Here is a 23,242-nt window from a genome sequence, read left to right on the forward strand (position 1 = left end):
TTTGAGTCTATCCTTTATCTATTTTACACACTGTAATCGGAAATGTCACAATAGGGAGTAAGCATAAAGATAAAAAAATTACGCTTTCTTAGTCGATATAAGGGTAGAGAGGGTAATGAGATAGAGAGGCAGTCTTGATGAAGGAGGAACGGATATGCCGAAGGTGAAATACTTGAATGCCAACAATACCCCGATGGGTAAAACATTGAAAGAACATCGGGATCGACATTTGCATCGTAGACGCAAAAAACGCGATTATTCGTATATTATTCCGAGCCAACCGGCGAGGTTGGATTACTTGACCGATAACCGTGACGACGTCACGATTACTTGGGTCGGACATTCCACATTTTTGATCCAATATGCAGGGCTGAATATTTTGACAGATCCGATCTGGGCGAAACGAATGGGCATCGGCAAGCGGTTGACAGAACCGGGAATTCCGATTGAAAAAGTGCCGCCGGTCGATCTGATCTTGGTGTCCCATTCGCATTACGACCATATGCATATCGCATCGATTCGTAGATTGATCAGCCCACATACGCAAGTGGTTGTACCGGTTGGTTTGAAAAAAAAGCTGGCTCGTAAGCAAATTGAACGTTGTATCGAATTAGCATGGTGGGAAGAACTGGTCGTCGAAGGCGTGCGAATCACGTTTGTTCCGACGCAGCATTGGACGCGCCGGACGCTGTTCGACGCCAACACTTCGCATTGGGGCGGATTTGTGTTGGAACCTGCGGCTGCAATCAAAGGCGTCGCGGCGACGGTTGTAGAGAAATCCGAGCAAGACTTGGAAGAATCAAGCGAAGGGTTTGTTTCAGAATTAGAGCTAACCGACTCGGAAGACGAAAATAAATGCGGACGCTGGAGCGATACGCTCAATGCGAATATGTCGGCAAGCGGAGAGCCGCTTCCGCCTACCATTTATTTTGCCGGAGACAGCGGTTATTTTGCCGGATTCCAAGAAATCGGCGAACGCTTCCGCGTGCATATTACGATGATGCCGATCGGCGCCTATGAACCGGAATGGTTTATGGGGCCGCAGCATATGAATCCGGAGCAGGCACTTCAAGCTTTCCGCGATGTAGGTGCCGAAATTATGATTCCGATGCATTACGGTACGTTTAAATTGTCCGATGACACAGCGGAAGAAGCTTTGGCAAGACTTGAAGCGGAGCGTGTAAGAACGCAGACGTCTAAAGACTGTATTAGGCTAATGGTTCACGGCGAAACGATGATCGTGCATACGCAGCAAAAGATGGTTTCTTCTTGATTTTTTATTCCGTTGACCGCCTCGATGTCTGATCGAGGCGGTTTTTTGATGTGCATAGGTTTATCGAATGAATTTTTACAGAAAAAGCATCAAAGAATGCCTTACGCGGCTCTTTTTTGTGCTATAATAAGCTTTTGAAAAGAACATCAGATTGAATCAGGAAGTTATGTATTTTGCAGCGCAATATTGGCGATTTGCAAAAAGTTTATAATAAAGGATGGGAATACACATGATTAGTACAAGCGGAATTACGCTTCGCTATGGCAAGCGTCCTCTTTTTGAAGATGTAAATATTCAATTTAACCCAGGAAACTGTTACGGTCTGATCGGAGCCAACGGCGCCGGCAAATCGACATTCCTCAAAATTTTGTCCGGTGAAATCGAAGCCAACCAAGGCGAAGTTTCGATCACTCCGGGCGAACGTCTTGCCGTATTGAAACAGAACCATTTCGAATACGATGAATATCAAGTGCTGGAGACCGTTATTATGGGTCACAGCCGTCTGTATTCGATCATGAAAGAAAAAGACGCGCTCTATGCAAAAAGCGATTTCACCGAAGCTGACGGTATCCGTGCCGGCGAACTCGAAGGTGATTTTGCCGAATTGAACGGTTGGGATGCGGAGTCCGATGCGGCTGCGCTGCTGATCGGTCTGGGTATCGTACGCGATATGCACGAGAAAAAAATGGACGAGCTGAGCGGTAACGAGAAAGTCCGAGTATTGCTGGCTCAAGCGTTGTTCGGTAATCCGCAGATCCTGCTGCTGGACGAACCTACCAACCACTTGGATATCGAATCGATCAACTGGTTAGAGAACTTCTTGATGGGCTATGAAGGCACCGTCATCGTCGTATCTCACGACCGTCACTTCTTGAATAAAGTATGTACTCATATTGCCGATATCGACTTCGGTAAAATCCAGCTGTATGTAGGCAACTACGATTTCTGGTACGAGTCGAGCCAATTGGCGCTTCGTTTAGTACGCGATCAGAACAAGAAAAAAGAAGAAAAGATGAAAGAACTTCAAGCCTTTATCCAACGCTTCTCGGCGAACGCTTCGAAATCGAAACAAGCGACGTCGCGTAAAAAGCAATTGGAACGAATTTCGTTGGATGATATTCGTCCGTCTAACCGTAAATATCCGTTTATCAACTTCAAGCCTGAACGCGAAGCGGGTAAACAATTGCTGACGATCGATAACTTGAGCAAATCGATCGATGGCGAAAAAGTATTGGATAACTTCAATTTGGTTGTCAACAAAGGCGACAAAATTGCATTTGTAGGTCCTTACGGTCTGCCTAAATCAACATTGTTCGATATCGTAATGGGTGAGGAAGAAGCTGACGGCGGCGAATACACATGGGGCGTAACGACGACTCAAGCGTATTTCCCGAAAGACAACTCCGAATATTTCGATGGCGTCGATCTGAATCTGGTTGAATGGCTGCGTCAGTATTCGAACGAACAAGACGAGACTTTCCTACGCGGATTCCTTGGCCGGATGTTGTTTGCCGGTGAAGAAGGTCTGAAAAAAGCTAGCGTATTGTCCGGTGGCGAAAAAGTTCGTTGTATGCTCGCGAAGATGATGTTGAACGGCGCGAATGCGCTGATCATGGACGAGCCAACCAACCACTTGGACTTGGAATCGATCACGGCATTGAATAACGGTCTGATTGACTTTGACGGCACACTGCTGTTCGTTTCCCATGACCATCAGTTTATTCAAACCATCGCTAACCGTATCGTTGAGATTACGCCTAACGGCGTTATCGATCGTACCATGTCGTATGACGAATACCTCGAAAGCGACGAAGTGAAAGAACTGCGCAATCGTATGTATACCGTACAAGTTTAATCTAAAATATAGAAAAAGCGTGATTCCGGCAAAAGTCGGGATCACGCTTTTTTGATGTTGTTTTTCAGCTTTTTAATATAGAAGAAAAAATTAAGATCCTCCTGTACGGCGACGTTGATTATTAGGTTTTTTGTTGTTTTGAGTGGTTAACTTTTTGGTTTGGTTACTCTGAAAGCCGTTTTTACCTGCACCGTTTTGTTGTTTTTTTTGCTCCAACTTATTACGGATCGCTTCTGCTAAATCAACTTTCCGGGTTCCTTTTTCTTCAGTCATATGGAACTCCTCCTCGCTATGTCACATTCTTACGCATTTCTTCTTTATATTATCCGCTTTCACGGTAGGCGACAAGCGGAAAAACAAGAAAAGCTCCGGCATATGCCGGAGCTTTTTAAGATGGAAACTTGAGAAAGTTGATTACTCAACTACGATCCAAGCCAGACCCATCCAAGTGTAGATTTCTACCCATTGGCCGCTTGCAGGGTCAGTTTGACCTTTACCTGTTGTATCCAGCTTTTGGGGTCCAAGGTACCCGATCATAGTGCCGCCTGGCGATTTGTAGAACGGCGTCATTGTTGTCAGATCGATAGTCGGTGTTGGGTTAACCGAGATTTTCGAAGGATCATCGATCGATGTAGCTGGAATGTTAACTGTTCCGCCTGTGTTCATACCAGTCGAAGGAGTCGGATTTAGCATGAAGTTTTGCAAAGATTCAACGCTTGTTCCTGCAATCAAATTATTATAAGCATTGCGATTAGTCAGGTCTGTTTCATTGAATGGATTTTCTTGCATTTTAGAAAGAACATAAATTGTATTGCCTGTTGTGTTGAGTGGCATTCCCATAATTTCTTTGTTTGGCATTGCATTCCAAACTGCGCTATCGTAACCACGAATCATAGCAAACGTTACAGGAGCCGCATTAGCATCTGTAGGTTGATATGTAAAATTAACCATATAATTAGCTGATTTTTCGCCCATATTAGCTAATGCTTCACCCATATATTCTTTACTACCTACACTACTATTCCAAGTTCCTGGGTTAGTAAAACTAAATCCATTGTTATTGCCCATGAATTTCGCAGAGTTAGTTACATTTCCAGTAACAGCGGTAGGAGTAGTAGTTGTAACCGTTCCCGTTGTTTCTGCTGCGGAAACTGCTGTTGCCAAGCTGCCCATCAGTAATGCGGATGCTGTGAGTGTAGTAACAAGTTTTTTCATAAAAGGTAAGCCTCCTTTAGTTTTGGGAGCTTGTTTGCTCCATCCTGCTATAAAAATAAACGCTAGCTTGAGGAATGAACCAACACTGCTAAAAAAAAACATCAAAATATATACTTGTCTGTTTAAGTAAGAGAATGGGCGGAGTTCTTTAAAATTGCTATAATGGATTCAGACTGCACGATAACTTGCTTAGCGAAAAGGAGGTATGATTAGAAGAAAATAAAAAACCGCTCCTATGGTGTAGGAGCAGTTTTATCAGCAATACGTATTTGATTCGTTAACGCGTGGTTCGGTTTCGACCGAAGAACAGCGAAATTACGAATAGTGCCAAGAACACCCAGAACAATACTTTAAAGATTGCGGCCGCGGCTTCGATGATTCCGACAAATCCGAAGATTCCGAGTACGACTGCGATTACAAGTAAAACCAAAGACCATTTCAACATAATAGAGTCACTTCCCTTTCTACATAAGATTAAGTTGCAACGTCCAGCTAGTGTTCGTGTTGCCTTGTAGGTTCCAATTAACCGAGCATTTTGACATTGAAACAAAGCAAGGTTTTAGTTCTATACCTGAATTAGATCTATTGTTTCGGCTAAAAAAGCTCCGGGTAACTATGCAGTAAAGCAAGAGAAGTTTCGCGAATAATGTAAGATTTACAAAAAAAACGGGTGTGGAGAAAGCGAGGTTTTAGATGTGGTATGGCAATGGGCTTTGGTAATTGTAGCTTTAGCGTTTGCAGCATTGGTGATTTTCTTGATTAAAACGTTGCAAGCCGGCACAAAAACGCTGGAAAATACAGCAGAGACGTTGAAAGAAGTACAAAAAACGATGGATGAACTTACGTATGAGATTAAACAAGTGGTTCGTCATACCAATGATATTGCGTTGGATGCAAACCATAAGTTGAAACAACTTGATCCTGTAATGGAATCGGTTAAAAACTTGGGGCAACTTCTGAACGAAGTGACGTTGGTTAGCCAACAGTATTCTCACCGTATGATCGAAAAAGCTAAAAATCATCGCGAAAATAAAGAAAAGCATAAAAAAGATCATCCAGGTGCGGCAATGCTTCCTGCTTCCAAAGAAAGCCCAGCGGTGCAAAGCTATAGAGCAAATCACGGTACTGGCGGAAACGGTGCTGAAGGCGTAGGCGTACAAAAGATCGTAAAATGGATCGATACAGGCGCTACAGTATGGCAGAAGTTCCGTCGTTAATCGAAATATAAGCCAATCTATCATGTAGGGATGTAGAAGTCGTATATGAAAGTAGCCGCTAAAGTCTTTTAAGCGAAAGGATGAGAACGATGTTTACATTTATGATACTTATAACTGGGATGTTATCTTCTCTTTCGACGCAAGACCTTGCCCCTTCGTATGCGACTTCTGCCATACATGCACCGATAGCGGTTCATCAAGATTCGGTTGAAAATAAGCAGCAAGTTCAATCTACAATCTATCCTGCGAATTCTGGGCTTGAGACATTGAATGGAATTACGTTGCAAGATCGAATCCGAGATGTTGATGCGCTTTACGGAAAGCCGCTTGAGAAAAGACCGGCTTACATGGGCGGAGACGAATATCTATATGGAGACTTGGTTGTAGGTGCTTATCAGAATTGGATCGATTATGTGTCGGTTCCGGCAAGTTTGGAGTTTTTCAATCTAAATGGTCGTGATCTGCCAATGGATGCCAAAGAAATTCGGAAACAACTCGGTCGTCCCGATTTTGTAGCTGATGACGGATTTGGTTACGAACATGATGGGCAAGCAATCAAAATTTTTACGGATTCTCAAGGTGAAGTTCGTAGCGTTGACTTATTCGATAATTCTTCAGTATAAAAATAGTGTAAAAATAGATTCAAATCTTAAAAAAGTGGGTAAAGAAGACTTTGTGCATGTTTTGAGTCTTTTGAGAGTTTGCCTAGCTTAGCAGATTCGAAGCGTAGATAAGGAATGGGATGCAAAGTCCCATTCCTTATCTACGTTTATGGAACGATTTACAAGATGTTGATAAATAGGTCGAATAAGGTGTTTAATCCAGTAATATAAAGCGTGTTAACGCAAGAGGGAGCGGATTATGAAGATTCTAGTTGTCGACGACAATCCTACCAATGTCATCATCATTCGTGAAATATTAAAAAAAGAAGAGTATCGCAATATTGAGATCGCGTCTTCGGCGCGTGAAATGTTTGCTATTTTGGGTGTAGCCGATCTTGATCCACAGGTGAAACCAAAAGTATCAGATATCGATCTTATTTTGCTTGATATGATGATGCCGGAAATGGACGGGATTGAAGCTTGCCGAATTGTACAAACGTATGAGCATCTTCGGGATATTCCAATTATTATGGTTACAGCTGTAGGCGATTCCAAAAAGCTTGCTGAAGCTTTAGACGCTGGGGCGGGCGACTATGTGACGAAACCGATTAACAAAGTCGAATTGATGGCTCGGATTCGTCTAGCCCTACGTTTGAAGCAAGAAAAAGATTGGCACAAAGAACGCGATCAGCGGATTCAAGACGAATTGAAACTGGCGGCAATGGTGCAAAATGCAGTATTGAGTTTGCCGGTTGGCGATGAATTTATCGAAATCGATGCATTGTACAAACCTTCGTTTGAACTAGCCGGAGATTTGTATGCGTGGTATCCACTTGGAGATGGGCGCTACGGTATTATTTTGCTTGATATGATGGGTCACGGAATATCTTCATCCCTATTTACGATGTTTATTGCTTCCGTATTAAAAGATACAGTCGTTACATATGTCGATCCCGAAAAGGTTATTCAAGAATTGAATCGACGTTTTAATCAGTTGCATATCGAAAATCAATTGATTCAGTACTACTTTACGGCAATCTATATGGTGGTCGATACTCGCTTCAAAAAGATCGATTACGTAAATGCCGGTCATCCTCCAGGATTATTGTTCCAAGGCGATCAAGTTGTAAAATTAGAACGTTCTTCTCACCCTGTAGGTTTGTTTGATCGTATTGATGCTCAGCCGCAGACGGTTTCTTATGAAGGCGAAAGCCATTTGGTTTTGTATACAGACGGTTTGCTTGAAGCCGTTGATGGAGAGCAAGAAGATCAATTGGCATTCCTCGTTTCGCAGCTTCGAGAAGGGCATAGTTTCAACAAAGCACGGATGGAAGAAACATTTTTTGTAGGGGAACCGGATGCGGAGCAAGACGATGACAAATGTCTGGTATGGATTTCGTTGAAAGAAGGAGCGGCTGAATAGATGAAGATTAAAACGAAGCTGGTCGTGGGCTTCTCTGCGCTATTGCTTATCATGTTGGCTTTATCGCTGGTGAGCTACGACCGGATGAGTTATATGAATGATCAAATCGACCGTGTCTATCAAGATCGGTATATGAAGGTACGCTACAGCAGCGGGATGCGAGGCGAGATCAACGGCATTGCAACCGAACTTGCCGGTCAACTTTTAGGAGGGCAAGCATCTAACCTTTCTGAAAGTCGCTTGTTGATTGATAGTGCCAAAGGTCGTGCACAGAGCTATTGGAATTCGATTACTGCTGAAGCAGGTTCGGCAGAAGAACGACGTCTTGTTCAAAATGTCGGCAAAACGTGGGAGAATTTCTCAAGTTACGAGACCAATCTGATGCAGTTACTAGAAAACGGGGGGCGGCAAGAAGCGCTGAACTATCGTAATTCGACAGGGATCGAACTTCAGCGGGCTTCACTTACTGCAATCAATGATTTGGCGAGCTATCAAGATCTTCAAGTCGAATCGGAAGTGGCAGCAGTCAAAACCGCTTATGAACGTTCGGTACAGATCACGACTGCTTTTCTCGCTATAGGTCTGCTACTCGGACTTGGTATTATGATGTGGATTATCCCAAGCGTAACGCGAGGATTGAATACCGTTTCGATGATGATTTCGAGCTTTGGAAAAGGTCGCCTCAAAGCGATTCGGCGGATCAAAGTCAAATCCAAAGACGAGATTGGTACGGTGGCGCTTGTTTTTCAACAAATGGCAGAAGATATCGAAGAAAAACAAGCGATCGAACGCGCTTATGCCGAAGCGCAAAATAATCAAGCCTGGATCAATTCGAACATGGCGCGGATTACGGATGTATTAAAAGGAATCATGTCGCTTGAAAAAGTGTCGCAGACCTTTGTCAGCGAATTCACGCCGATTCTTGGAGCCGAATATGGAGCTCTATATTTAACGGATTTGAAAAATACGAATGAATTGAACGTCTACGGTACTTATGCTTTTAGCGATCAACAGAACATTAAATCCAAGCCATCTTTCCGTGTCGGAGAAGGATTGCTTGGACAAAGTGCTGCAGATCATCGGAGCATTGTACTGGACGACGCTTCTGAGCAATATATTCATATCCATTCTGCTTTGGGCAACAGCAAATCGACTCAGATTCTTATTTATCCGATTTTGGCGGAAGGTGAATTGATTGGTGTGTTTGAGATCGCTTCGTTAACGCCATTCAATCCGTTGCAACGTGAATTGTTAGAGCAGCTTCTAACGAATTTAGGCGTTATTTTGAACAATATCAATGGGCGCCTTAAAGTCGAAGAATTGCTTCGAGAGTCACAAGCGCTCACCGAAGAACTTCAATGTCAGTCGGAAGAACTTCAGACGCAGCAAGAAGAATTGAAACGTTCGAACGAAAGCCTCGAATCGCAAACCGATGCGTTGAAGCGTTCCGAAGAACAGCTGCAACGTCAGCAAGAAGAATTGGAGCATTTCAATACCGAATTGATTGCCAAAACGCGTGCTTTGGAAGAACAAGTACATGAGACCGAAGAAAAAAATCGGGAAGTTGAGCATGCTCGTGTACAACTGGAACGCCAGACGATGGAACTCGCGGTATCCAGCAAATATAAATCCGAATTTTTAGCTAATATGTCGCATGAACTTCGAACTCCGCTGAATAGCTTGTTGATCTTGTCTCAATTGTTGGCGGAAAATAAAGACGGTAACTTAGAGCCTAAACAAGTCGAATATGCGCAGACGATTTATATGTCCGGAGCGGATCTGCTTAAGATGATCGATGAAATTTTAGATCTATCTAAAGTCGATGCCGGTAAAATGGAACTGAACCGCGAGCCTGTGCCTTTAGATGAAATTACGACATTCGTCGTCAACAATTTCTCGGCAGTCGCGGAAAAGAAAGGCATTGAATTAAATATCGAAGTGGATCGCGATCAATTGCCGAACGCGTTGTTGACAGACGCACATCGACTCAAGCAAGTATTGCGCAATCTGTTGTCCAATGCGTTCAAATTCACTTCCGAAGGCTCTGTCACTTTCTTGATGCAAGAAGCTAATCCTGAGCAATTGCCGGATTATTTGGAGAAAAAACGCAAGTTTATCGAATTCTCGATTATCGATACCGGCATCGGCATTCCATCGGACAAAACAGATATCGTGTTTGAAGCTTTCCAACAAGTCGATGGTACGACCAGCCGTAAATACGGCGGTACCGGTCTTGGGCTTTCAATCAGTCGTGAATTAGCGAAGCTGCTGGGCGGAGGAATCGCCTTGGAAAGCCGAGACGGCGAAGGCAGTCGTTTTACGCTTTATATTCCAAAATTGACGACCTACGCAACAGTTGAAGAACAAAGCGAAAAAAGCAACATGTTAATGCCTGCACACCACGATCCCGTGATGATTTCGGAGCGACGGAAGCCAGCGGCAGTTGAACCGATCGCGCCGAAGCTGCATCTTCCAACTATTGAAGATGACCGCGACGATGTGACGCCGCAAGACAAAGTGCTGCTGATTATCGAAGACGATCCGAAATTCGCTGTTATCTTAAGAGATATGGCGCGTAGTAACGGATACAAAGCGATAGTCGAAGTTCAAGGCGATACCGGTCTTGAGACTGCGCGCAGCCGAATGCCGGATGCGATCATTTTGGATATCCAACTTCCGGTTATTGACGGATGGACGATTTTGAGCGAACTCAAAAGCAATTCCGAAACCCGCCATATTCCCGTTCATGTCGCTTCCGTCGTCGATGACGTCAAACAAGGTCTGATGATGGGCGCAATCGCTTATTTGAAAAAGCCGGCAAGCAAAGAAGGGTTAGAGCGAGCATTTTCTTCGATTGACTCTTATGCGGACAAAGGGCTTAAACATCTGCTTATTGTTGAAGACGACGATATTCAGCGTCATGCGATTATTGAATTGATCGGGCACGACGATGTAGCGATTAAAGCGGTCGCAACCGGCTCGCAAGCGCTTGAAGAATTGCAACGTCATCATTATGATTGTATGGTACTCGATTTGATGTTGTCCGACATGACCGGATTCGAGATGCTTGATCGGATTCGTGAAGATGAACGATTGCGCGATTTGCCGATTATCATTTATACAGGCAAAGACCTTGATGCCAAAGAAGAAACGAAGCTGCGTCAGTATGCGGAATCGATTATTGTCAAAGACGTAAAATCGCCGGAACGATTGCTGGACGAGACAACATTGTTCTTGCACCGGGTCGAAGCCGATTTGCCTGAAGACAAACGTAAGATTTTGCAAAAACTGCACAACAAAGAAACCTTATTCGAAGGCAAAAAGATTTTGCTTGTTGACGATGATGTTCGAAATGTATTTGCATTATCGAGCGTACTCGAAGGCTATCGAATGGATGTTACTTTTGCTGAAAATGGCCGCGAAGCTTTAGATATTCTTGAAGATCGTCAAGATTTTGATTTGATTTTGATGGATATGATGATGCCAGAGATGGACGGTTACGAAGCGATGCGCCATATCAGACAAAGACCGGAATTGGAACGTATTCCAATCATTGCGTTGACTGCAAAAGCGATGAAAGAAGATCGCAGCAAATGTATTGAAGCCGGAGCTTCCGATTATGTCAAAAAACCGATACAGACCGAGCAACTTTTGTCGTTGATGCGGGTATGGTTGTATTCGTAACTGGAAATATTGGGTAATAAACAAAGATTAAACACGATTTTTAGATAAGCTGAGGTTAAACCTATGACATTCAACGGGTTTCAAGACATGACCATGACCGAAAATGGTTCCGATCTTAATGAATTGGAGACGATCGAAGCCGATCTGCTGTTAGAAGGTGTCCATCGGTTATACGGTTACGATTTTCGGAATTACGCGAAGCCTTCACTGATGCGCCGAATTTGGCATCATGTCCATGCCGAAAATCTAGAAACGATCTCTCAACTGCAAGATAAAGTGCTGCATGATCGAGCTTGCTTTGAACGGATGGTTCAAAGCCTCTCGATCCCAGTGACGGAGATGTTCCGCGATCCGGAGTTATTCCGTACATTTCGCCGAGAAGTCGTTCCTATTTTGCGGACTTATCCGTATATTCGGATTTGGCATGCGGGATGTTCGACCGGAGAAGAAGTGTACTCGATGGCGATTCTGCTGCATGAAGAAGGACTGTACGACAAAGCACGCATTTATGCTACAGATATGAATGATCGCTCGCTTAAACAGGCGAAAGAAGGTATTTACGGGATTGAAAAAATGAAGTTGTATACTAAAAATTATTTGGAAGCTGGCGGAACGCAATCGTTTTCGGATTACTATACTGCCAAATACAACTCTGTAATGCTACAACCCTATTTACGCAAAAATATCATTTTCGCTGAACATAATTTGGCAACCGATCGTTCTTTTAACGAATTTAATGTTATTTTATGTAGAAACGTTATGATTTATTTTAATGATACGCTCCGAGATCAAGTGCACGGGCTTTTCCATGAAAGTCTTAGCCGGTTTGGCATTCTTGTGCTGGGATCAAAAGAGTCGATACATTTTACCCAATATAGTGATTCTTATGAGCCACTCGATCGTGTCGAAAAGATCTATCGGAAGATTAAATAGAAAGTGTAGGGGGATTCCATCGTGGTTCAAGAGCCGATTCATATTCTGTTGGTCGACGACCGTCCGGAAAACTTACTCGCTTTGGAAGCCGTTCTAGGTAGTGAACGGTATACACTTGTGAAAGCTACTTCGGGCGAAGAAGCGCTTCGATGTCTACTCAAAGACGAATTTGCTGTGATCGTTCTCGATGTTCAAATGCCTGGCATGGATGGCATCGAGACAGCAAAACTCGTGAAAGCCAGAGAAAAGACAAAAGATATTCCGATCATCTTTATTTCAGCCAACAGCAAAGAGTCGGAGCATCTGTTTGCAGGGTACTCCGCAGGCGCTATCGATTATATGGTTAAACCGTTTATCCCTCAGATTTTGAAATCCAAAATCGAAGGGTTCGTTAGCATGTATTTAGCTAACAAGCGTCTAAAAGATCAGACCGTTCTGCTTCATCAAAAAACGCAAGAGCTTGAGAAGATTAACGAAGAACTTGTCAAAGCCAAAGAAGCGGCTGAGATTGCAGCCAAAGCAAAAACCGAATTTTTGGCGATGATGAGTCATGAAATTCGTACTCCGATGAATGGCGTTATCGGTATGATCGATCTGCTGATGGAGACAGAGCTAAAACCAGAACAACAAGAATATACGGAGATTATTCGCGGCAGCGCAGACTCGCTTGTCACGGTGATCAACGATATTTTGGACTTTACTAAAATGGAATCCGGCAAAATGGAACTGGAAGAACATCCGTTTGAACTCAAAACGTGTATCAGTGAAGTTTTTAATCTGTTCACGATGGAAACTGCACGAAAGAACTTGGAAATGGTATACTTTACGGAAGAGTCGGTGCCAGAGCTTTTATACGGGGATATGACGCGGTTAAGACAAGTGCTGATTAATCTGGTAGCCAATGCCGTGAAGTTTACCGATCAAGGCGGAATTTATCTAGTGGTCTCCAAACGGGCAGAAAAAAATGGTCGTTTGACATTGGAATTTGCGGTCAAAGATACGGGAATCGGCATTTCTACAGATAAAATCCATCGTTTGTTCCAACCTTTTTCCCAACTGGATTCTTCGATGACTCGAAAATATGGCGGAACCGGGCTTGGTTTGGCAATTTGCAAAACCCTTGTCGAAATGATGGGCGGAAATATTCGGGTGGAAGCTTTAGAAGAAGGCGGAGCGATGTTCGTATTCACCATTCAAGTTGAAGCTTTCCAACCGGAAGAGTCTATTTCTTTTCGACATGAAGTCAGTTCTATGCGATATGAAGAACGGAAAATTCCCGCGTCGATCTTGATCGTAGATGATCATCCTGTGAATCGAAAATTGATGCTGAGTATGCTTGAAAAGATGGATGTCACCGCTGAAGCCGCCGAAAATGGGGAACAAGCGTTATCGATGTTGAGTGACCGATCTTATGATTGCGTATTTATGGATCTGCAAATGCCGATTATGGATGGAATTGAAGCGACAAGACGTATTCGGGAGAAGTTCCCCGCCGAGACAGGGCCGGTTATTATCGCGATGACAGCTAACGTGATGAACGATATTCAGTTGCGTTGTCAGGAAGCTGGAATGAACGATTATATCAGCAAGCCTGTGAAAATGGATGGGGTTAGACAAATCATTGCTCGCCATCTATCTGAGTACAATGATTATTCGGTCGAAAAAGCAGCGCATTAATGTTCGGAAGATTTAAATTCGTTTCAATAGCTTGGTTTAGGTTTAATAAGTTTAGAAAACATTTATTTAGGGAGAATGTCTATGACCACAAATAAGAACGATAAGTTCAATGCTAGAACGGTTTCTGAAGAAGGCAAAAGTGTCGTCTACTTAAGTGGGGAACTCGATTTATCTGTAGCGCCGGACTTTCGTCTTGTTATGGAGCCGCTTGTAGGGGATTCCGAAGTCGATTTGGCGATCAATTTGAAAGAATTGAAGTATATCGATAGCACGGGGATTGGCATCTTGCTGTCTATTTTGAAAGCACGACACTCCGCTAATGCTTCATTTAGCGTCGAAGAAGTTCCTGCCCAAATTCAAAAACTGTTTGATATGACAGGTATCGCCAAATTTTTTGAGCCCCAAGAGAATTCCCAATAGGAAAGGATCGAACAACGCATGAAAGCAGATCAAACCGTAACCCTCAACTTACCGGCTACCGCCGACTATGTGGATATTGTACGGCTGAACCTGTACGGCATCGCGTCCAAGATGGGCTTTTCCTATGAAGACATCGAGGACATGAAAGTCGCTGTATCGGAAGCTTGCAATAACTCAGTTTTATATGCGTATGGACAGGAAGGAGGATTAGTGGAAGTCGTGTTCGGTGTAACCCGTGACGAACTTACCATCACCGTCAAAGACGAAGGTGTAAGTTTCTCTATGCCGGGTAACGAACCTTCTGATACTGCTCCGACTTTGCATGACAAAGATTTGCATGATGTGGAAATTGGAGGTCTCGGTTTCTATTTGATGCAAGCTCTTATGGACGACGTGAAAGTTGCCAGTGAGAGCGGAAAAGGAACGCAGGTTGTTCTAACCAAGCGTCTCACCAGGAGTGAGGAGAAAGTATGAATGATAAAGTGACCCCGCCTGAAACGATGTCCGAAGCGGTGTCCTTGATTTGGGAATATCAACAGACCAAGGACAATGAGATTGCCACGGTCCTTATTAAAAAGTATGAACCGATGGTGAAGATGGCCGCAGGCAAGATCGCCAGAAACCGGCCTGATCTCTACGAAGACTTGTATCAGGTTGGTCAGATGGCGTTGATTCGCCTGCTTCAACAGTACGATATTCAATTAGGGATTCCTTTCGAACCTTATGCGATGAAAAGTATGATTGGGCACATGAAGAACTTTTTACGTGACAAATCGTGGTACATACAGGTGCCTAGACGTATTAAGGAAAAAGGAGCTTTGGTACAGCAAGCAATCGATGAATTGACGGTTCGGTTGGAACGTTCGCCGGATGTCAAAGAAATCGCGCAATATCTGGATCTTAGCGTCGAAGAAACGGTCGAAGTATTGGCTGGTCGCGAATGCTACCATTATGTTTCTTTAGACTCTCCTCTTTCACAAGAAGAAAGTGCAGCAACGCTCGGAGAATTAATCAGCTCCGATGTCAACGACTACGATACGGTTGAACGAAGAATGGATCTTCAGCAGGCTTTGAGTCAGTTGAAAGAGCAGGAGCAAAAAGTGCTACTGCTTGCTTTCCAAGAAGGTCAATCTCAACGTGCGATTGCGCAAAAGCTTGGCGTTTCTCAAATGAGCGTTTCTCGTATTCAAAAACGAGCGACAGAAAAGCTCAAGCAGATTATGTCTAATTCGTCTTCGTTATGAAATTAACGTTCCAAAGTGATCATAAAAAATGACCGTACTTATTCTTAATTAAGAATAAGATACGGTCATTTTTTATTAGGGTTTGGATATGTTGAATTTTAAGAACCGCTGCTGCGACCTTCTCGAATCAGTCCACCTACATATTCAAAGAAATCACTGACATAAGGTACACCCAGACTCGCCATTACCGAGGCAATCCACGTTAATAAAGCGATGACTACGACCGTACCGACCGATAATCCCAGACCTCTTGCAATACCCGCTGTAAAGTTAGATATAATTCGTCTTTTCCAATCGGTGTAATTTTCAACCAGATCTTTAAAATCGCCTTTTTTCAAAGCGACAGAGATATCTTCTAATTGCTTATTCAAACGGGAAACTTCGTGGCGAAGTTCAAACGGATGATCTTTCGACAAGTCTTGTGGGCGTAACGTGCCGTCTTGAGTCCGGTCATTTTGTTCAATAGTAGCACTAGCGAAACGATCGCCGGTAGTGTTCTCTGTTTTTGTAGGAGTCATAGCAAATCCCCTCTTTCTATATCATAGTCAAGTAGTAGTGTCGGTCATGAAGGAGGCGAATTGATCGGCAAAAGGCGCTAAAAACCGGGTAATAGTCATAAAAAAAGCCGGCTGAGTTAGCCGGCTTTTTGAAAATCAAGTGGAAACTTACAGAACCGGCTTATTACCTGTTGGCGAACTCGAGTTAGCCGCTTTGATTTCATTTTTAGTTTCTTCTGTTTTTTTAGCTGTTTCTTCCATGATTTCTTTATCTGCTTTCGCAGCTTCGTTTGCTACATCTGCCGAAGCTTCTTTCAAAGTCGCGCCTACATCAGCAGAAGCGTCTTTAACCGTTTCAGCAACGTCAGCACCGTTTTTACGAACGGCTTGTACAACGTTCGATGTTTTTTCGGATACCGATTGAGCCAGCGTTGTTGCTTTATCGCTTACAACTTCAGCAGCTGTTTTCGCTTTGTCGCTCACGAGTGTAGCTGTATCTTTAGCTTTATCGCTAACAAGCGTAGCTGTGTCTTTTGCTTTCAGACCAATTGTGCTTGCTGCGCCTTTTGTTTTGTCTGTAGCCACGCCGATTTGATCGGAGATATCGCTACGCAGATCACGACCTGGTTTAGGTGCGAACAACAGGGCTGCTGCTGCGCCGATCAGACCACCGATCAACAAACCTTTTGTAAACGTCGAACCGCTTTGCATTGGGTACTCTCTTTCTGCCTCGTTCATGAATAATCACTCCTTAGAATTAGTCGTAAGTAGATTGAATATTGGGTCGTGCGGTCATTGAAAAACTCGACCGAAACGTCTCAAGAAAAGGAAAACGGTGACTCGGTTAGGCTGCGCGCCTAATGAACTTGGCAATAAGCCCAAGAACCAGAACGAAGATTGCAGTGCCGAGTACAGCAGGAATGATAGCAAAATCTGCGATCTTCGGTCCAAAATTACCGAATAACGAATTTCCGATCCATGAGCCGGCAAAACCAGCTATAGCTGCTCCGATGATTCCGCCTGGCATCATATTGTCTGCTAATGCGTTTCCAATAAAGCCGATGACAATCGCCATAATCAGGCTGATAACCAGCCCCCACATCCCGCTCACCTCCACTCTTGGCTTTCTGCTTGCGCATTGTCCAAGGTTCGGAAGACTGCGCTGCCGCTCTTAATTGCTATATAAACGCTACCTTTGGGACTGAAACAGGAAAGCAGGCATATAAGAAGGGAGTAGACGACGATTTTAAAGATTTGGATACAAAGAAAAGCCCTACCTTTGTCGGATACGTGAATACAAAGGTGGGCTTGCTCTTGGTGATCCATCACGAGAGTAGGCGTTGCTTTCAATCTTGTTCTAGGCTTCTTTTTTGCGTAAACGACCGAGTTCGGAAGCAATTGCTTCGACTTCGGAAATACTGAGTGTAGGTTTATTCATAATGAGATCGTATACATCGAAAATGTCGTCGTATTGCTCGATCGAAAATGAAGAAGACTGCATAGCAGCTCCAGAAGCCATACGAAGTTTCGTTTTGATCGCTTCAATCATATACTCTACATTTTCTTGCGTTTTGTTGGATAAATCCATAGATAAGCTCCTTCCGTCAGACAGTCCGCCAAAGAAGGGGTAAACATTTTCATCACATCCAAGATCAGAAAATAGGTCTGTTTTCAGCGGCTTTTGATTCCTCATTGTAGCATGAACCAGGCGGACACTCATCCTTTTTTGCAGAAACCTATGAAAGTACGATAAAATCGAAGAGCGATGTTAGAAAACGACAGAAATTTTGAGGAGAGAACGACGATTGAGTATCCGTGAATCGGTGTGGGCTCAGACAGGTGAAGAAAAGCGAACCAATCGGTTTGCGGATGTTCAAGCCCTTTTTCAAGAATTAGCCGCCCATTTTAAGCAAGACGAGCTTTTATTTTTATGTATCGGCACAGACCGTTCCAGCGGAGATGCTTTTGGTCCAGTGTTAGGAAGTCGTTTGAAAGCCGCAGGTTTTACTTATGTATTTGGAACATTAGAACATCCTTGCGATGCGACAAATTTGGAATCGACCATAGCGGCTTTACCTCAAGGATTACCGATCGTCGCTTTTGATGCTTGTTTGGGAAAGCCCGGTTCGGTCGGGAAGTTGTTGGCTACAAGAGCAGCTTTGACCCCTGCCGGATCGATGAAAGGTTCTTTTGCTCCAGTCGGAGATTATAGTGTTGCCGCTGTAGTAAACCAAGATGGACCCAAGCCTTATCAGTCTCTTCAGACTGCGTCGTTATCTCTTGTTTTGCAATTGGTTGACGAGACTGCCGTTGCTGCGCAGCAAGCATTTGGTATTCACCTTTAACGAAAGCAGGTGTTTAAGTATGGAGAGAGCGAATTCGCAAGGTCTTCCGATTCGTTTTGTAGATCGAGGGGAAGGGCCTGCATTAGTGTTATTACACGGGTTTGTCGGAAGCGCGGATTATTGGGAAGAAATTGTGCCTCTGCTCGAAAAACATTTTCGCTGCATCGTGCCGGATTTACTCGGTCATGGTCAGTCCGAAGCTCCGCAAGGTGCATATACGATCGAACAACTTGCCGATGGCGTATTATCGATTCTCGATACGCTGAACGTAGAGAAAGTCATTTTGCTTGGACATTCCATGGGCGGATATACAGCGTTATCGTTTGCCGAGCGTTATCCAAAGCGACTACGTGCATTTGGTTTGATTCATTCAATGCCGCTTCCTGACGACGAAGGCGGTAAGCAGAAGCGTACAGCCGTTGCAGAACGTGTTCGAAAAGAAGGCGTCAAGCCTTTTGTAGACGAAGCGTCTCCAAACTGGTTTGCGCCAAATGCGGAGACGACGATGCCAGCCGCGCTTGAGCGTGTGCGCGAAATCGGGTATGCCACTTCGCGAGAAGGCGCTGCGGGAGCGGCTTTTGCGATGCGTGAACGTCCAGACCGCGGGCATGTTATCCGAAATTCGAATCTTCCTGTGCTTTTAATCGCGGGCAGTGAAGATGGAATTGCTCCGCCTGAAAAAGCTTTTGCCGCTGAGAATGCTCAGACTTCCAAATATGTGATTGAAGGTAGCGGTCATATGAGTTTATTCGAAGCGCCGCAACAGCTAGCTCGTCATATCGCTTCGTTTGCCGAAGGTTTGTAAAGGTGGGATCGACGTGTTAAGAAAAGATTATTTGACGCGAATGATTGAGGAAATGGCAGAGGCTGTCGGTTCGATCCTCGGATTGCGTCGTCAACAGAAAAGCGAGGAAGCGTTGGAAGAATTAGATGGGTTACTCAAACGTAACTTTCGGATCAGTGAGCAAATGTTGCGTTCATTACCACCGGAAGAATTAATCCAGTTATTTCGTCAGCGAGACAGTGTGGATGCCGAAAGTCTGCAACTGCTTGCACGCGTCCTTCAAGAAAATGGCGAAATCTATACCGATCTTGGGGATACCGGACAAGCGACATCTTCTCGAATCAAAGCTCTGCATCTATATCTCTACGCTGCGCTAAACGGAGGAAGCCGCGAATTGGTCGATTACCCGGCGCGGATTCGCGAACTCTTATCTTTTTTGGAAAAATACCGACTCCCTGCGGACGCCGAACGTCTGGTTATGCGGTATGAAGAACGCGAAGGCAATTATGTACAAGCAGAAGATGCGATGTACCGGATGCTTAGCGCAAGCCCAGAAGATGATCCACAAGCGTTAGAAGAAGGAAGAATGTTTTATGCACGATTAGCCGCATTGGATGAACAGTCTTTACAAGCCGGCGGATTAACGATTGAAGAAGTAAACGAAGGCATAGAAGCGTTAAACGAATAATTCAGTCACCATGCTGAAAGGATGAACATAAGTGAAACAAAATATGAACGAGCTGCTGACCGCGATCTTACCGGAAGGTAAGTTAATTACCGCTACAATCAGTCAGCCTAGACAAAAAGACAGCGAATCGTATACCAAAGTCGCAATCAAGCCGCTGATGCTCAAAGACGAGCTGCATTATCAGCTGGCGTACCACTATGAGAAAAAAGTTACACATGAAAACTTAGCGTTATCTGAAGCTTTGCCACGAATCACGACACTTTTGGAAGAACAAATGCGACAAGGACTGTTTTGTACACTGGAAGCCGATTACCAAGTCTTAGTCAGCAAAAAAGGTAAACTCGGTATTTTGAAAAAAGCGCCAACCAAAAAAGAAGCTCCAAGTCTATCGCATAACCGCAAAAAGACATATGTACTCGAAGAAGGGGAACGTATTCCTTTTCTGATCGAATTGGGTGTCATGAACGATAAAGGGAAAGTACTTGCCGCTAAATACGATAAGTTCCGCCAAATTAATCGGTTCCTTGAGATGGTGCGAGATATTTTGCCGGCATTGCCGAAAGACCGCAAACTGACAATCGTTGATTTTGGTTGCGGCAAATCGTACCTGACTTTTGCGCTTTATCATTATCTGGCTGTGCAAGAAAAGTTCGAGCTTAATGTTGTAGGGCTGGATCTCAAAGCAGATGTTATTGAACATTGCGAAGCTTTGGCGCGGACATTGAATTACGAGGGGCTGCATTTCCGGATCGGGGACATCGCGGATTACAACGAGTTTGATGCTGTCGATATGGTCATTACGCTTCATGCGTGCGATACCGCTACAGATGCCGCACTCGAAAAAGCAGTCCGTTGGGACGCTTCGGCGATCTTATCCGTACCTTGTTGCCAGCATGAGCTGTTCACTCAAGTGCAAAACGATGTGTTAGAGCCCATGTTGTCACACGGTATTTTGAAAGAACGGTTTTCGGCGCTTGCTACCGATGCGATCCGTGCCAAGTTACTCGATATCGTCGGTTACAAAACGCAAATGCTTGAATTTATCGATATTGAAAACACACCGAAAAATCTATTGATCCGTGCTGTAAAATCAGACAATCAACCGACTGCTACGTTATGGCGCGAATACGAAGCTTTCCGTGGATTCCTCGGCGCTACTCCGTATTTGGAAAACGCTTTGCGCGATAAGTTGCCCGCTCCTTCAAACGTCTGAACGTCTTCGTTTCATTGATCTACCCAATGTCAGTAATCGGAAAGAGGGAATACAGTGGGATTCATTTCAGATATCGTTTCGCAGCTTTTTGTTTGGATTCAAGGGCTTGGCTATTTCGGAATTATGTTCGGATTGATGGTTGAAGTTATTCCAAGCGAGATTGTACTGGCTTACGGCGGATTTCTTGTGTACTCGGGAGATATTAACTTCTGGGGCGCGGTGCTGTTTGGTACAATTGGGGGTGTGTTTGCGCAGTTGTTTATTTATTGGATCAGCCGTTATGGCGGTCGACCCATGTTGAATAAATTCGGCAAATATATTTTGATCAAAGAATCACATATCGACCATGCCGAGAAATGGTTTAATAAATACGGAACCGGCATTATCTTCAGCGGACGATTTATTCCGGTTGTTCGCCATGCGATCTCGATCCCTGCTGGTTTGGCTAAAATGTCGCATTTGCGTTTTATCGTATTGACTACACTTGCCGTCATTCCTTGGTCGATTCTGTTTATTTTCCTCGGATACCAACTGGGCGGACAGTGGCAACATATTGATGAAAAAGCATCGCCGTATGTAGTTCCGATTATTTTGATAGCCGTAATTTTATTGATCGTATATCTCGTTGTCAAAGCGATCTTGACTCGTCGCAAAAAGGCGAGAGCCCAATAAATTCAAATGGCTTAGCATACAAATCGAATAGAAAAGAGGGAATCAGTGATGAGCACATCTAACTTGAAATCGAAATTCGGTACAGGGCTTAGCCCGCAAGGTTTTATTGATTCTATGGAAAAAAACAAAGAAACGTTCGAAGCGGGGTATCGCGATTTCACTTGGAAAAAAGACGAAGATCGATTGTTTTTCGAAAATCTGCGTTTGCGTAACGATTTAAGAACGGTGATTTTGGCTGCGGACTGGTGTGGGGACGTAGCGCGGAACGTGCCTGTCGTTTTCCGTGTGATGGAGACCGCTGATATTCCGGTAGATGTACTGATCTTGGAGCAAAACTTCGATCTGATGGACGAATATTTAACGATGGGTGGTCGTTCGGTTCCGATCGTGATTATTGCAAATGCAGAAGGCGAACCTTTGCTGCAATGGGGACCACGTCCTGAGAAAGTGCAAGAGCTGATGCGCAAGTTCAAAGCCGAAAATCCGGATCGTGAAGCAGCGGATTATGCGGATAATATGAAAGTCGTACGAGAGCAAATGATGGAGCGTTACGGTGAAGGTACATCGATTCATGAAGTGATTGTACACGAACTGCGTACGCTGCTGTCGGAGGTGTAAGATGCTTAGAGTTGAAACCTTTAGTCTAGGCCCTGCGCAGACCAATGCTTATCTGCTGCGCGGAGAAGACGATCTTAAAGCTGTCGTGATTGATCCGGGTATGAATCCTGCGGCACTGATGCGCCGAGTTGAACATTTGCATATCGAAGCCATTTTGCTGACCCACGCACATTTCGATCATATGGCAGGAGTAGACGAATTACGCAAAGCCAAAGGCTGCCCGGTTTATTTGCATGATCTGGAAAGCGAGTGGTTATCCAATGGCAAGTATAATGGCTCGGCGAGATGGCCAGATCTGAATGGCCCGATTACAGCCGAACCTGCTGACTTTGCGCTTAGCCAAGGTCAAAAGTTGAATCTAATCGGCAATGAATTCACGGTATTACATACGCCGGGTCATTCTCCAGGTAGCGTCAGCTTTTTATGCGGCAAAGATTTGTTCGCAGGAGATGTCTTGTTCCGTGACGGGGTAGGGCGTACCGATCTCTACGGATCACGTCAAGGTGACCTGGTCGATTCGATCCGACTGAAGCTGTACACTTTACCAGATGATACAGTCGTTTATCCGGGGCATGGTCCGCGTACAAAGATCGGCTACGAGAAAGCCAACAATCCATTCGTTCCGGCACTTTAAAAAGCTGGACAAGGCAGGAAAGCGATAGTAAGATACATGTATTGATTATCGATCCTGCAACAAGAATGCCGATAAGCAGACCGGAATCACTGTGACGCTGATCGAACTTGTTTCTCGGTCGAATGAAATTAAATACGCGTATAAGTCGGATATCGTCGTTAAATCGACCGTTCGTAATGACGCATGATGCCTGCGAAGCACGCAAGCTGAGGATTTAATCCCGGTTTGCGTTCTTTTTTTTGCTTTTT

General features: G+C 44.3%; 25 protein-coding genes. 18 read left to right on the forward strand and 7 right to left on the reverse strand.

The features are described 5' to 3' along the window. Positions 1–154 precede the first annotated feature (154 nt). The gene (locus tag NOM90_RS17765; RefSeq protein WP_255943911.1) at positions 155–1,273 is read left to right on the forward strand and encodes an MBL fold metallo-hydrolase; all 1,119 of its coding nucleotides are present in this window, start codon (positions 155–157) and stop codon (positions 1,271–1,273) included. A 229-nt stretch (positions 1,274–1,502) separates the two neighbouring features. Further along, positions 1,503–3,128 carry an ABC-F family ATP-binding cassette domain-containing protein gene (locus NOM90_RS17770; protein ID WP_255943912.1) on the forward strand — a complete coding sequence of 542 codons (1,626 nt, stop codon included), beginning with the start codon at positions 1,503–1,505 and terminating at the stop codon, positions 3,126–3,128. Between the two features lie 90 nt (positions 3,129–3,218). Here NOM90_RS17770 and NOM90_RS17775 read toward each other — a convergent pair whose 3' ends face one another. The 3 genes from NOM90_RS17775 to NOM90_RS17785 all read right to left on the reverse strand — a co-directional run bounded on the left by NOM90_RS17775 (position 3,219) and on the right by NOM90_RS17785 (position 4,788). Further along, positions 3,219–3,401 (reverse strand): hypothetical protein, encoded by a 183-nt coding sequence (locus NOM90_RS17775; protein WP_255943914.1) that lies wholly within the window; start codon positions 3,399–3,401, stop codon positions 3,219–3,221. Positions 3,402–3,542: 141 nt separating this feature from the next. Continuing rightward, on the reverse strand, positions 3,543–4,343 hold the full coding sequence (locus NOM90_RS17780; protein ID WP_255943916.1) for a hypothetical protein: 801 nt from the start codon (positions 4,341–4,343) through the stop codon (positions 3,543–3,545). Positions 4,344–4,620: 277 nt separating this feature from the next. Then, positions 4,621–4,788 carry a DUF1328 domain-containing protein gene (locus NOM90_RS17785; protein WP_255943918.1) on the reverse strand — a complete coding sequence of 56 codons (168 nt, stop codon included), beginning with the start codon at positions 4,786–4,788 and terminating at the stop codon, positions 4,621–4,623. Positions 4,789–5,038: 250 nt separating this feature from the next. Here NOM90_RS17785 and NOM90_RS17790 point away from each other — a divergent pair, with 250 nt between their 5' ends. From NOM90_RS17790 to NOM90_RS17830, 9 genes are all read left to right on the forward strand, one after another. Then, complete coding sequence (locus NOM90_RS17790; protein ID WP_255943920.1) at positions 5,039–5,560, forward strand: DUF948 domain-containing protein; 522 nt, start codon at positions 5,039–5,041, stop codon at positions 5,558–5,560. 89 nt (positions 5,561–5,649) lie between these two features. Further along, positions 5,650–6,183, forward strand: a complete 534-nt coding sequence (locus NOM90_RS17795) for a hypothetical protein (protein WP_255943921.1) — start codon at positions 5,650–5,652, stop codon at positions 6,181–6,183. A gap of 238 nt (positions 6,184–6,421) precedes the next feature. Beyond that, complete coding sequence (locus NOM90_RS17800) at positions 6,422–7,585, forward strand: PP2C family protein-serine/threonine phosphatase (protein WP_255943923.1); 1,164 nt, start codon at positions 6,422–6,424, stop codon at positions 7,583–7,585. Next, positions 7,586–11,269 (forward strand): response regulator, encoded by a 3,684-nt coding sequence (locus NOM90_RS17805; protein WP_255943925.1) that lies wholly within the window; start codon positions 7,586–7,588, stop codon positions 11,267–11,269. Between the two features lie 63 nt (positions 11,270–11,332). Then, positions 11,333–12,202 (forward strand): CheR family methyltransferase, encoded by an 870-nt coding sequence (locus NOM90_RS17810; protein ID WP_255943926.1) that lies wholly within the window; start codon positions 11,333–11,335, stop codon positions 12,200–12,202. Between the two features lie 18 nt (positions 12,203–12,220). Then, positions 12,221–13,879, forward strand: a complete 1,659-nt coding sequence (locus NOM90_RS17815) for a response regulator (protein ID WP_255943970.1) — start codon at positions 12,221–12,223, stop codon at positions 13,877–13,879. 81 nt (positions 13,880–13,960) lie between these two features. Then, complete coding sequence (locus tag NOM90_RS17820; protein ID WP_255943928.1) at positions 13,961–14,299, forward strand: STAS domain-containing protein; 339 nt, start codon at positions 13,961–13,963, stop codon at positions 14,297–14,299. Between the two features lie 18 nt (positions 14,300–14,317). Continuing rightward, positions 14,318–14,773, forward strand: coding sequence for an anti-sigma B factor RsbW (gene rsbW, locus NOM90_RS17825; protein ID WP_255943930.1), 456 nt, complete (start codon positions 14,318–14,320; stop codon positions 14,771–14,773). Then, the gene (locus tag NOM90_RS17830; protein ID WP_255943932.1) at positions 14,770–15,543 is read left to right on the forward strand and encodes a sigma-70 family RNA polymerase sigma factor; all 774 of its coding nucleotides are present in this window, start codon (positions 14,770–14,772) and stop codon (positions 15,541–15,543) included. Before rsbW ends, NOM90_RS17830 begins: the two co-directional genes overlap by 4 nt. Before the next feature lie 98 nt (positions 15,544–15,641). On the opposite strand, the gene NOM90_RS17835 is transcribed toward NOM90_RS17830, so the two are convergent. From NOM90_RS17835 to NOM90_RS17850, 4 genes are all read right to left on the reverse strand, one after another. After that, on the reverse strand, positions 15,642–16,061 hold the full coding sequence (locus NOM90_RS17835; protein ID WP_255943934.1) for a DUF5665 domain-containing protein: 420 nt from the start codon (positions 16,059–16,061) through the stop codon (positions 15,642–15,644). A gap of 147 nt (positions 16,062–16,208) precedes the next feature. Next, entirely contained in the window at positions 16,209–16,778 is a 570-nt protein-coding gene (locus tag NOM90_RS17840) for a YtxH domain-containing protein (RefSeq protein WP_255943936.1), read from the reverse strand. A 106-nt stretch (positions 16,779–16,884) separates the two neighbouring features. Next, positions 16,885–17,142, reverse strand: coding sequence for a GlsB/YeaQ/YmgE family stress response membrane protein (locus tag NOM90_RS17845; RefSeq protein ID WP_255943938.1), 258 nt, complete (start codon positions 17,140–17,142; stop codon positions 16,885–16,887). Between the two features lie 255 nt (positions 17,143–17,397). Next, positions 17,398–17,628: a DUF1128 domain-containing protein gene (locus tag NOM90_RS17850; protein ID WP_255943939.1), complete on the reverse strand. Its 231-nt coding sequence runs from the start codon at positions 17,626–17,628 to the stop codon at positions 17,398–17,400. A 217-nt stretch (positions 17,629–17,845) separates the two neighbouring features. On the opposite strand from NOM90_RS17850, the gene yyaC reads away from it, so the two are divergent. Genes yyaC through NOM90_RS17885 form a run of 7 tightly spaced genes read left to right on the forward strand, consistent with a single transcriptional unit; the run spans position 17,846 to position 22,994 of the window. After that, on the forward strand, positions 17,846–18,385 hold the full coding sequence (gene yyaC / locus NOM90_RS17855) for a spore protease YyaC (protein ID WP_255943942.1): 540 nt from the start codon (positions 17,846–17,848) through the stop codon (positions 18,383–18,385). 19 nt (positions 18,386–18,404) lie between these two features. Further along, complete coding sequence (locus tag NOM90_RS17860) at positions 18,405–19,190, forward strand: alpha/beta fold hydrolase (protein WP_255943943.1); 786 nt, start codon at positions 18,405–18,407, stop codon at positions 19,188–19,190. Between the two features lie 13 nt (positions 19,191–19,203). Further along, on the forward strand, positions 19,204–19,857 hold the full coding sequence (locus NOM90_RS17865; protein ID WP_255943944.1) for a DUF6483 family protein: 654 nt from the start codon (positions 19,204–19,206) through the stop codon (positions 19,855–19,857). Between the two features lie 43 nt (positions 19,858–19,900). Continuing rightward, the gene (locus NOM90_RS17870; RefSeq protein ID WP_255943972.1) at positions 19,901–21,070 is read left to right on the forward strand and encodes a class I SAM-dependent methyltransferase; all 1,170 of its coding nucleotides are present in this window, start codon (positions 19,901–19,903) and stop codon (positions 21,068–21,070) included. A gap of 54 nt (positions 21,071–21,124) precedes the next feature. Next, positions 21,125–21,742, forward strand: coding sequence for an undecaprenyl phosphate transporter UptA (uptA, locus tag NOM90_RS17875; RefSeq protein ID WP_255943945.1), 618 nt, complete (start codon positions 21,125–21,127; stop codon positions 21,740–21,742). A gap of 48 nt (positions 21,743–21,790) precedes the next feature. Continuing rightward, positions 21,791–22,360: a thioredoxin family protein gene (locus NOM90_RS17880; protein WP_255943947.1), complete on the forward strand. Its 570-nt coding sequence runs from the start codon at positions 21,791–21,793 to the stop codon at positions 22,358–22,360. A 1-nt stretch (position 22,361) separates the two neighbouring features. Beyond that, a complete protein-coding gene (locus NOM90_RS17885) occupies positions 22,362–22,994 on the forward strand; it encodes an MBL fold metallo-hydrolase (RefSeq protein ID WP_255943948.1) in 633 nt (210 codons plus the stop codon). The last annotated feature ends 248 nt before the right edge of the window (positions 22,995–23,242 follow it).

This window comes from Saccharibacillus sp. JS10, from assembly GCF_024436065.1.
GTDB lineage: Bacteria > Bacillota > Bacilli > Paenibacillales > Paenibacillaceae > Saccharibacillus.

Excerpts from the sequence above, each read along its gene's own strand:
- NOM90_RS17775 (WP_255943914.1), bottom strand. The coding sequence starts at position 3,401 with ATGACTGAAGAAAAAGGAACCCGGAAAGTTGATTTAGCAGAAGCGATC.
- NOM90_RS17885 (WP_255943948.1), top strand. The coding sequence starts at position 22,362 with ATGCTTAGAGTTGAAACCTTTAGTCTAGGCCCTGCGCAGACCAATGCT.
- NOM90_RS17845 (WP_255943938.1), bottom strand. The coding sequence starts at position 17,142 with ATGTGGGGGCTGGTTATCAGCCTGATTATGGCGATTGTCATCGGCTTT.
- NOM90_RS17805 (WP_255943925.1), top strand. The coding sequence starts at position 7,586 with ATGAAGATTAAAACGAAGCTGGTCGTGGGCTTCTCTGCGCTATTGCTT.
- NOM90_RS17795 (WP_255943921.1), top strand. The coding sequence starts at position 5,650 with ATGTTTACATTTATGATACTTATAACTGGGATGTTATCTTCTCTTTCG.
- NOM90_RS17770 (WP_255943912.1), top strand. The coding sequence starts at position 1,503 with ATGATTAGTACAAGCGGAATTACGCTTCGCTATGGCAAGCGTCCTCTT.
- NOM90_RS17785 (WP_255943918.1), bottom strand. The coding sequence starts at position 4,788 with ATGTTGAAATGGTCTTTGGTTTTACTTGTAATCGCAGTCGTACTCGGA.
- NOM90_RS17800 (WP_255943923.1), top strand. The coding sequence starts at position 6,422 with ATGAAGATTCTAGTTGTCGACGACAATCCTACCAATGTCATCATCATT.
- NOM90_RS17880 (WP_255943947.1), top strand. The coding sequence starts at position 21,791 with ATGAGCACATCTAACTTGAAATCGAAATTCGGTACAGGGCTTAGCCCG.
- NOM90_RS17860 (WP_255943943.1), top strand. The coding sequence starts at position 18,405 with ATGGAGAGAGCGAATTCGCAAGGTCTTCCGATTCGTTTTGTAGATCGA.
- NOM90_RS17840 (WP_255943936.1), bottom strand. The coding sequence starts at position 16,778 with ATGAACGAGGCAGAAAGAGAGTACCCAATGCAAAGCGGTTCGACGTTT.
- rsbW (WP_255943930.1), top strand. The coding sequence starts at position 14,318 with ATGAAAGCAGATCAAACCGTAACCCTCAACTTACCGGCTACCGCCGAC.
- NOM90_RS17780 (WP_255943916.1), bottom strand. The coding sequence starts at position 4,343 with ATGAAAAAACTTGTTACTACACTCACAGCATCCGCATTACTGATGGGC.
- NOM90_RS17835 (WP_255943934.1), bottom strand. The coding sequence starts at position 16,061 with ATGACTCCTACAAAAACAGAGAACACTACCGGCGATCGTTTCGCTAGT.
- NOM90_RS17870 (WP_255943972.1), top strand. The coding sequence starts at position 19,901 with ATGAACGAGCTGCTGACCGCGATCTTACCGGAAGGTAAGTTAATTACC.
- NOM90_RS17765 (WP_255943911.1), top strand. The coding sequence starts at position 155 with ATGCCGAAGGTGAAATACTTGAATGCCAACAATACCCCGATGGGTAAA.
- NOM90_RS17810 (WP_255943926.1), top strand. The coding sequence starts at position 11,333 with ATGACATTCAACGGGTTTCAAGACATGACCATGACCGAAAATGGTTCC.
- NOM90_RS17830 (WP_255943932.1), top strand. The coding sequence starts at position 14,770 with ATGAATGATAAAGTGACCCCGCCTGAAACGATGTCCGAAGCGGTGTCC.
- NOM90_RS17850 (WP_255943939.1), bottom strand. The coding sequence starts at position 17,628 with ATGGATTTATCCAACAAAACGCAAGAAAATGTAGAGTATATGATTGAA.
- NOM90_RS17820 (WP_255943928.1), top strand. The coding sequence starts at position 13,961 with ATGACCACAAATAAGAACGATAAGTTCAATGCTAGAACGGTTTCTGAA.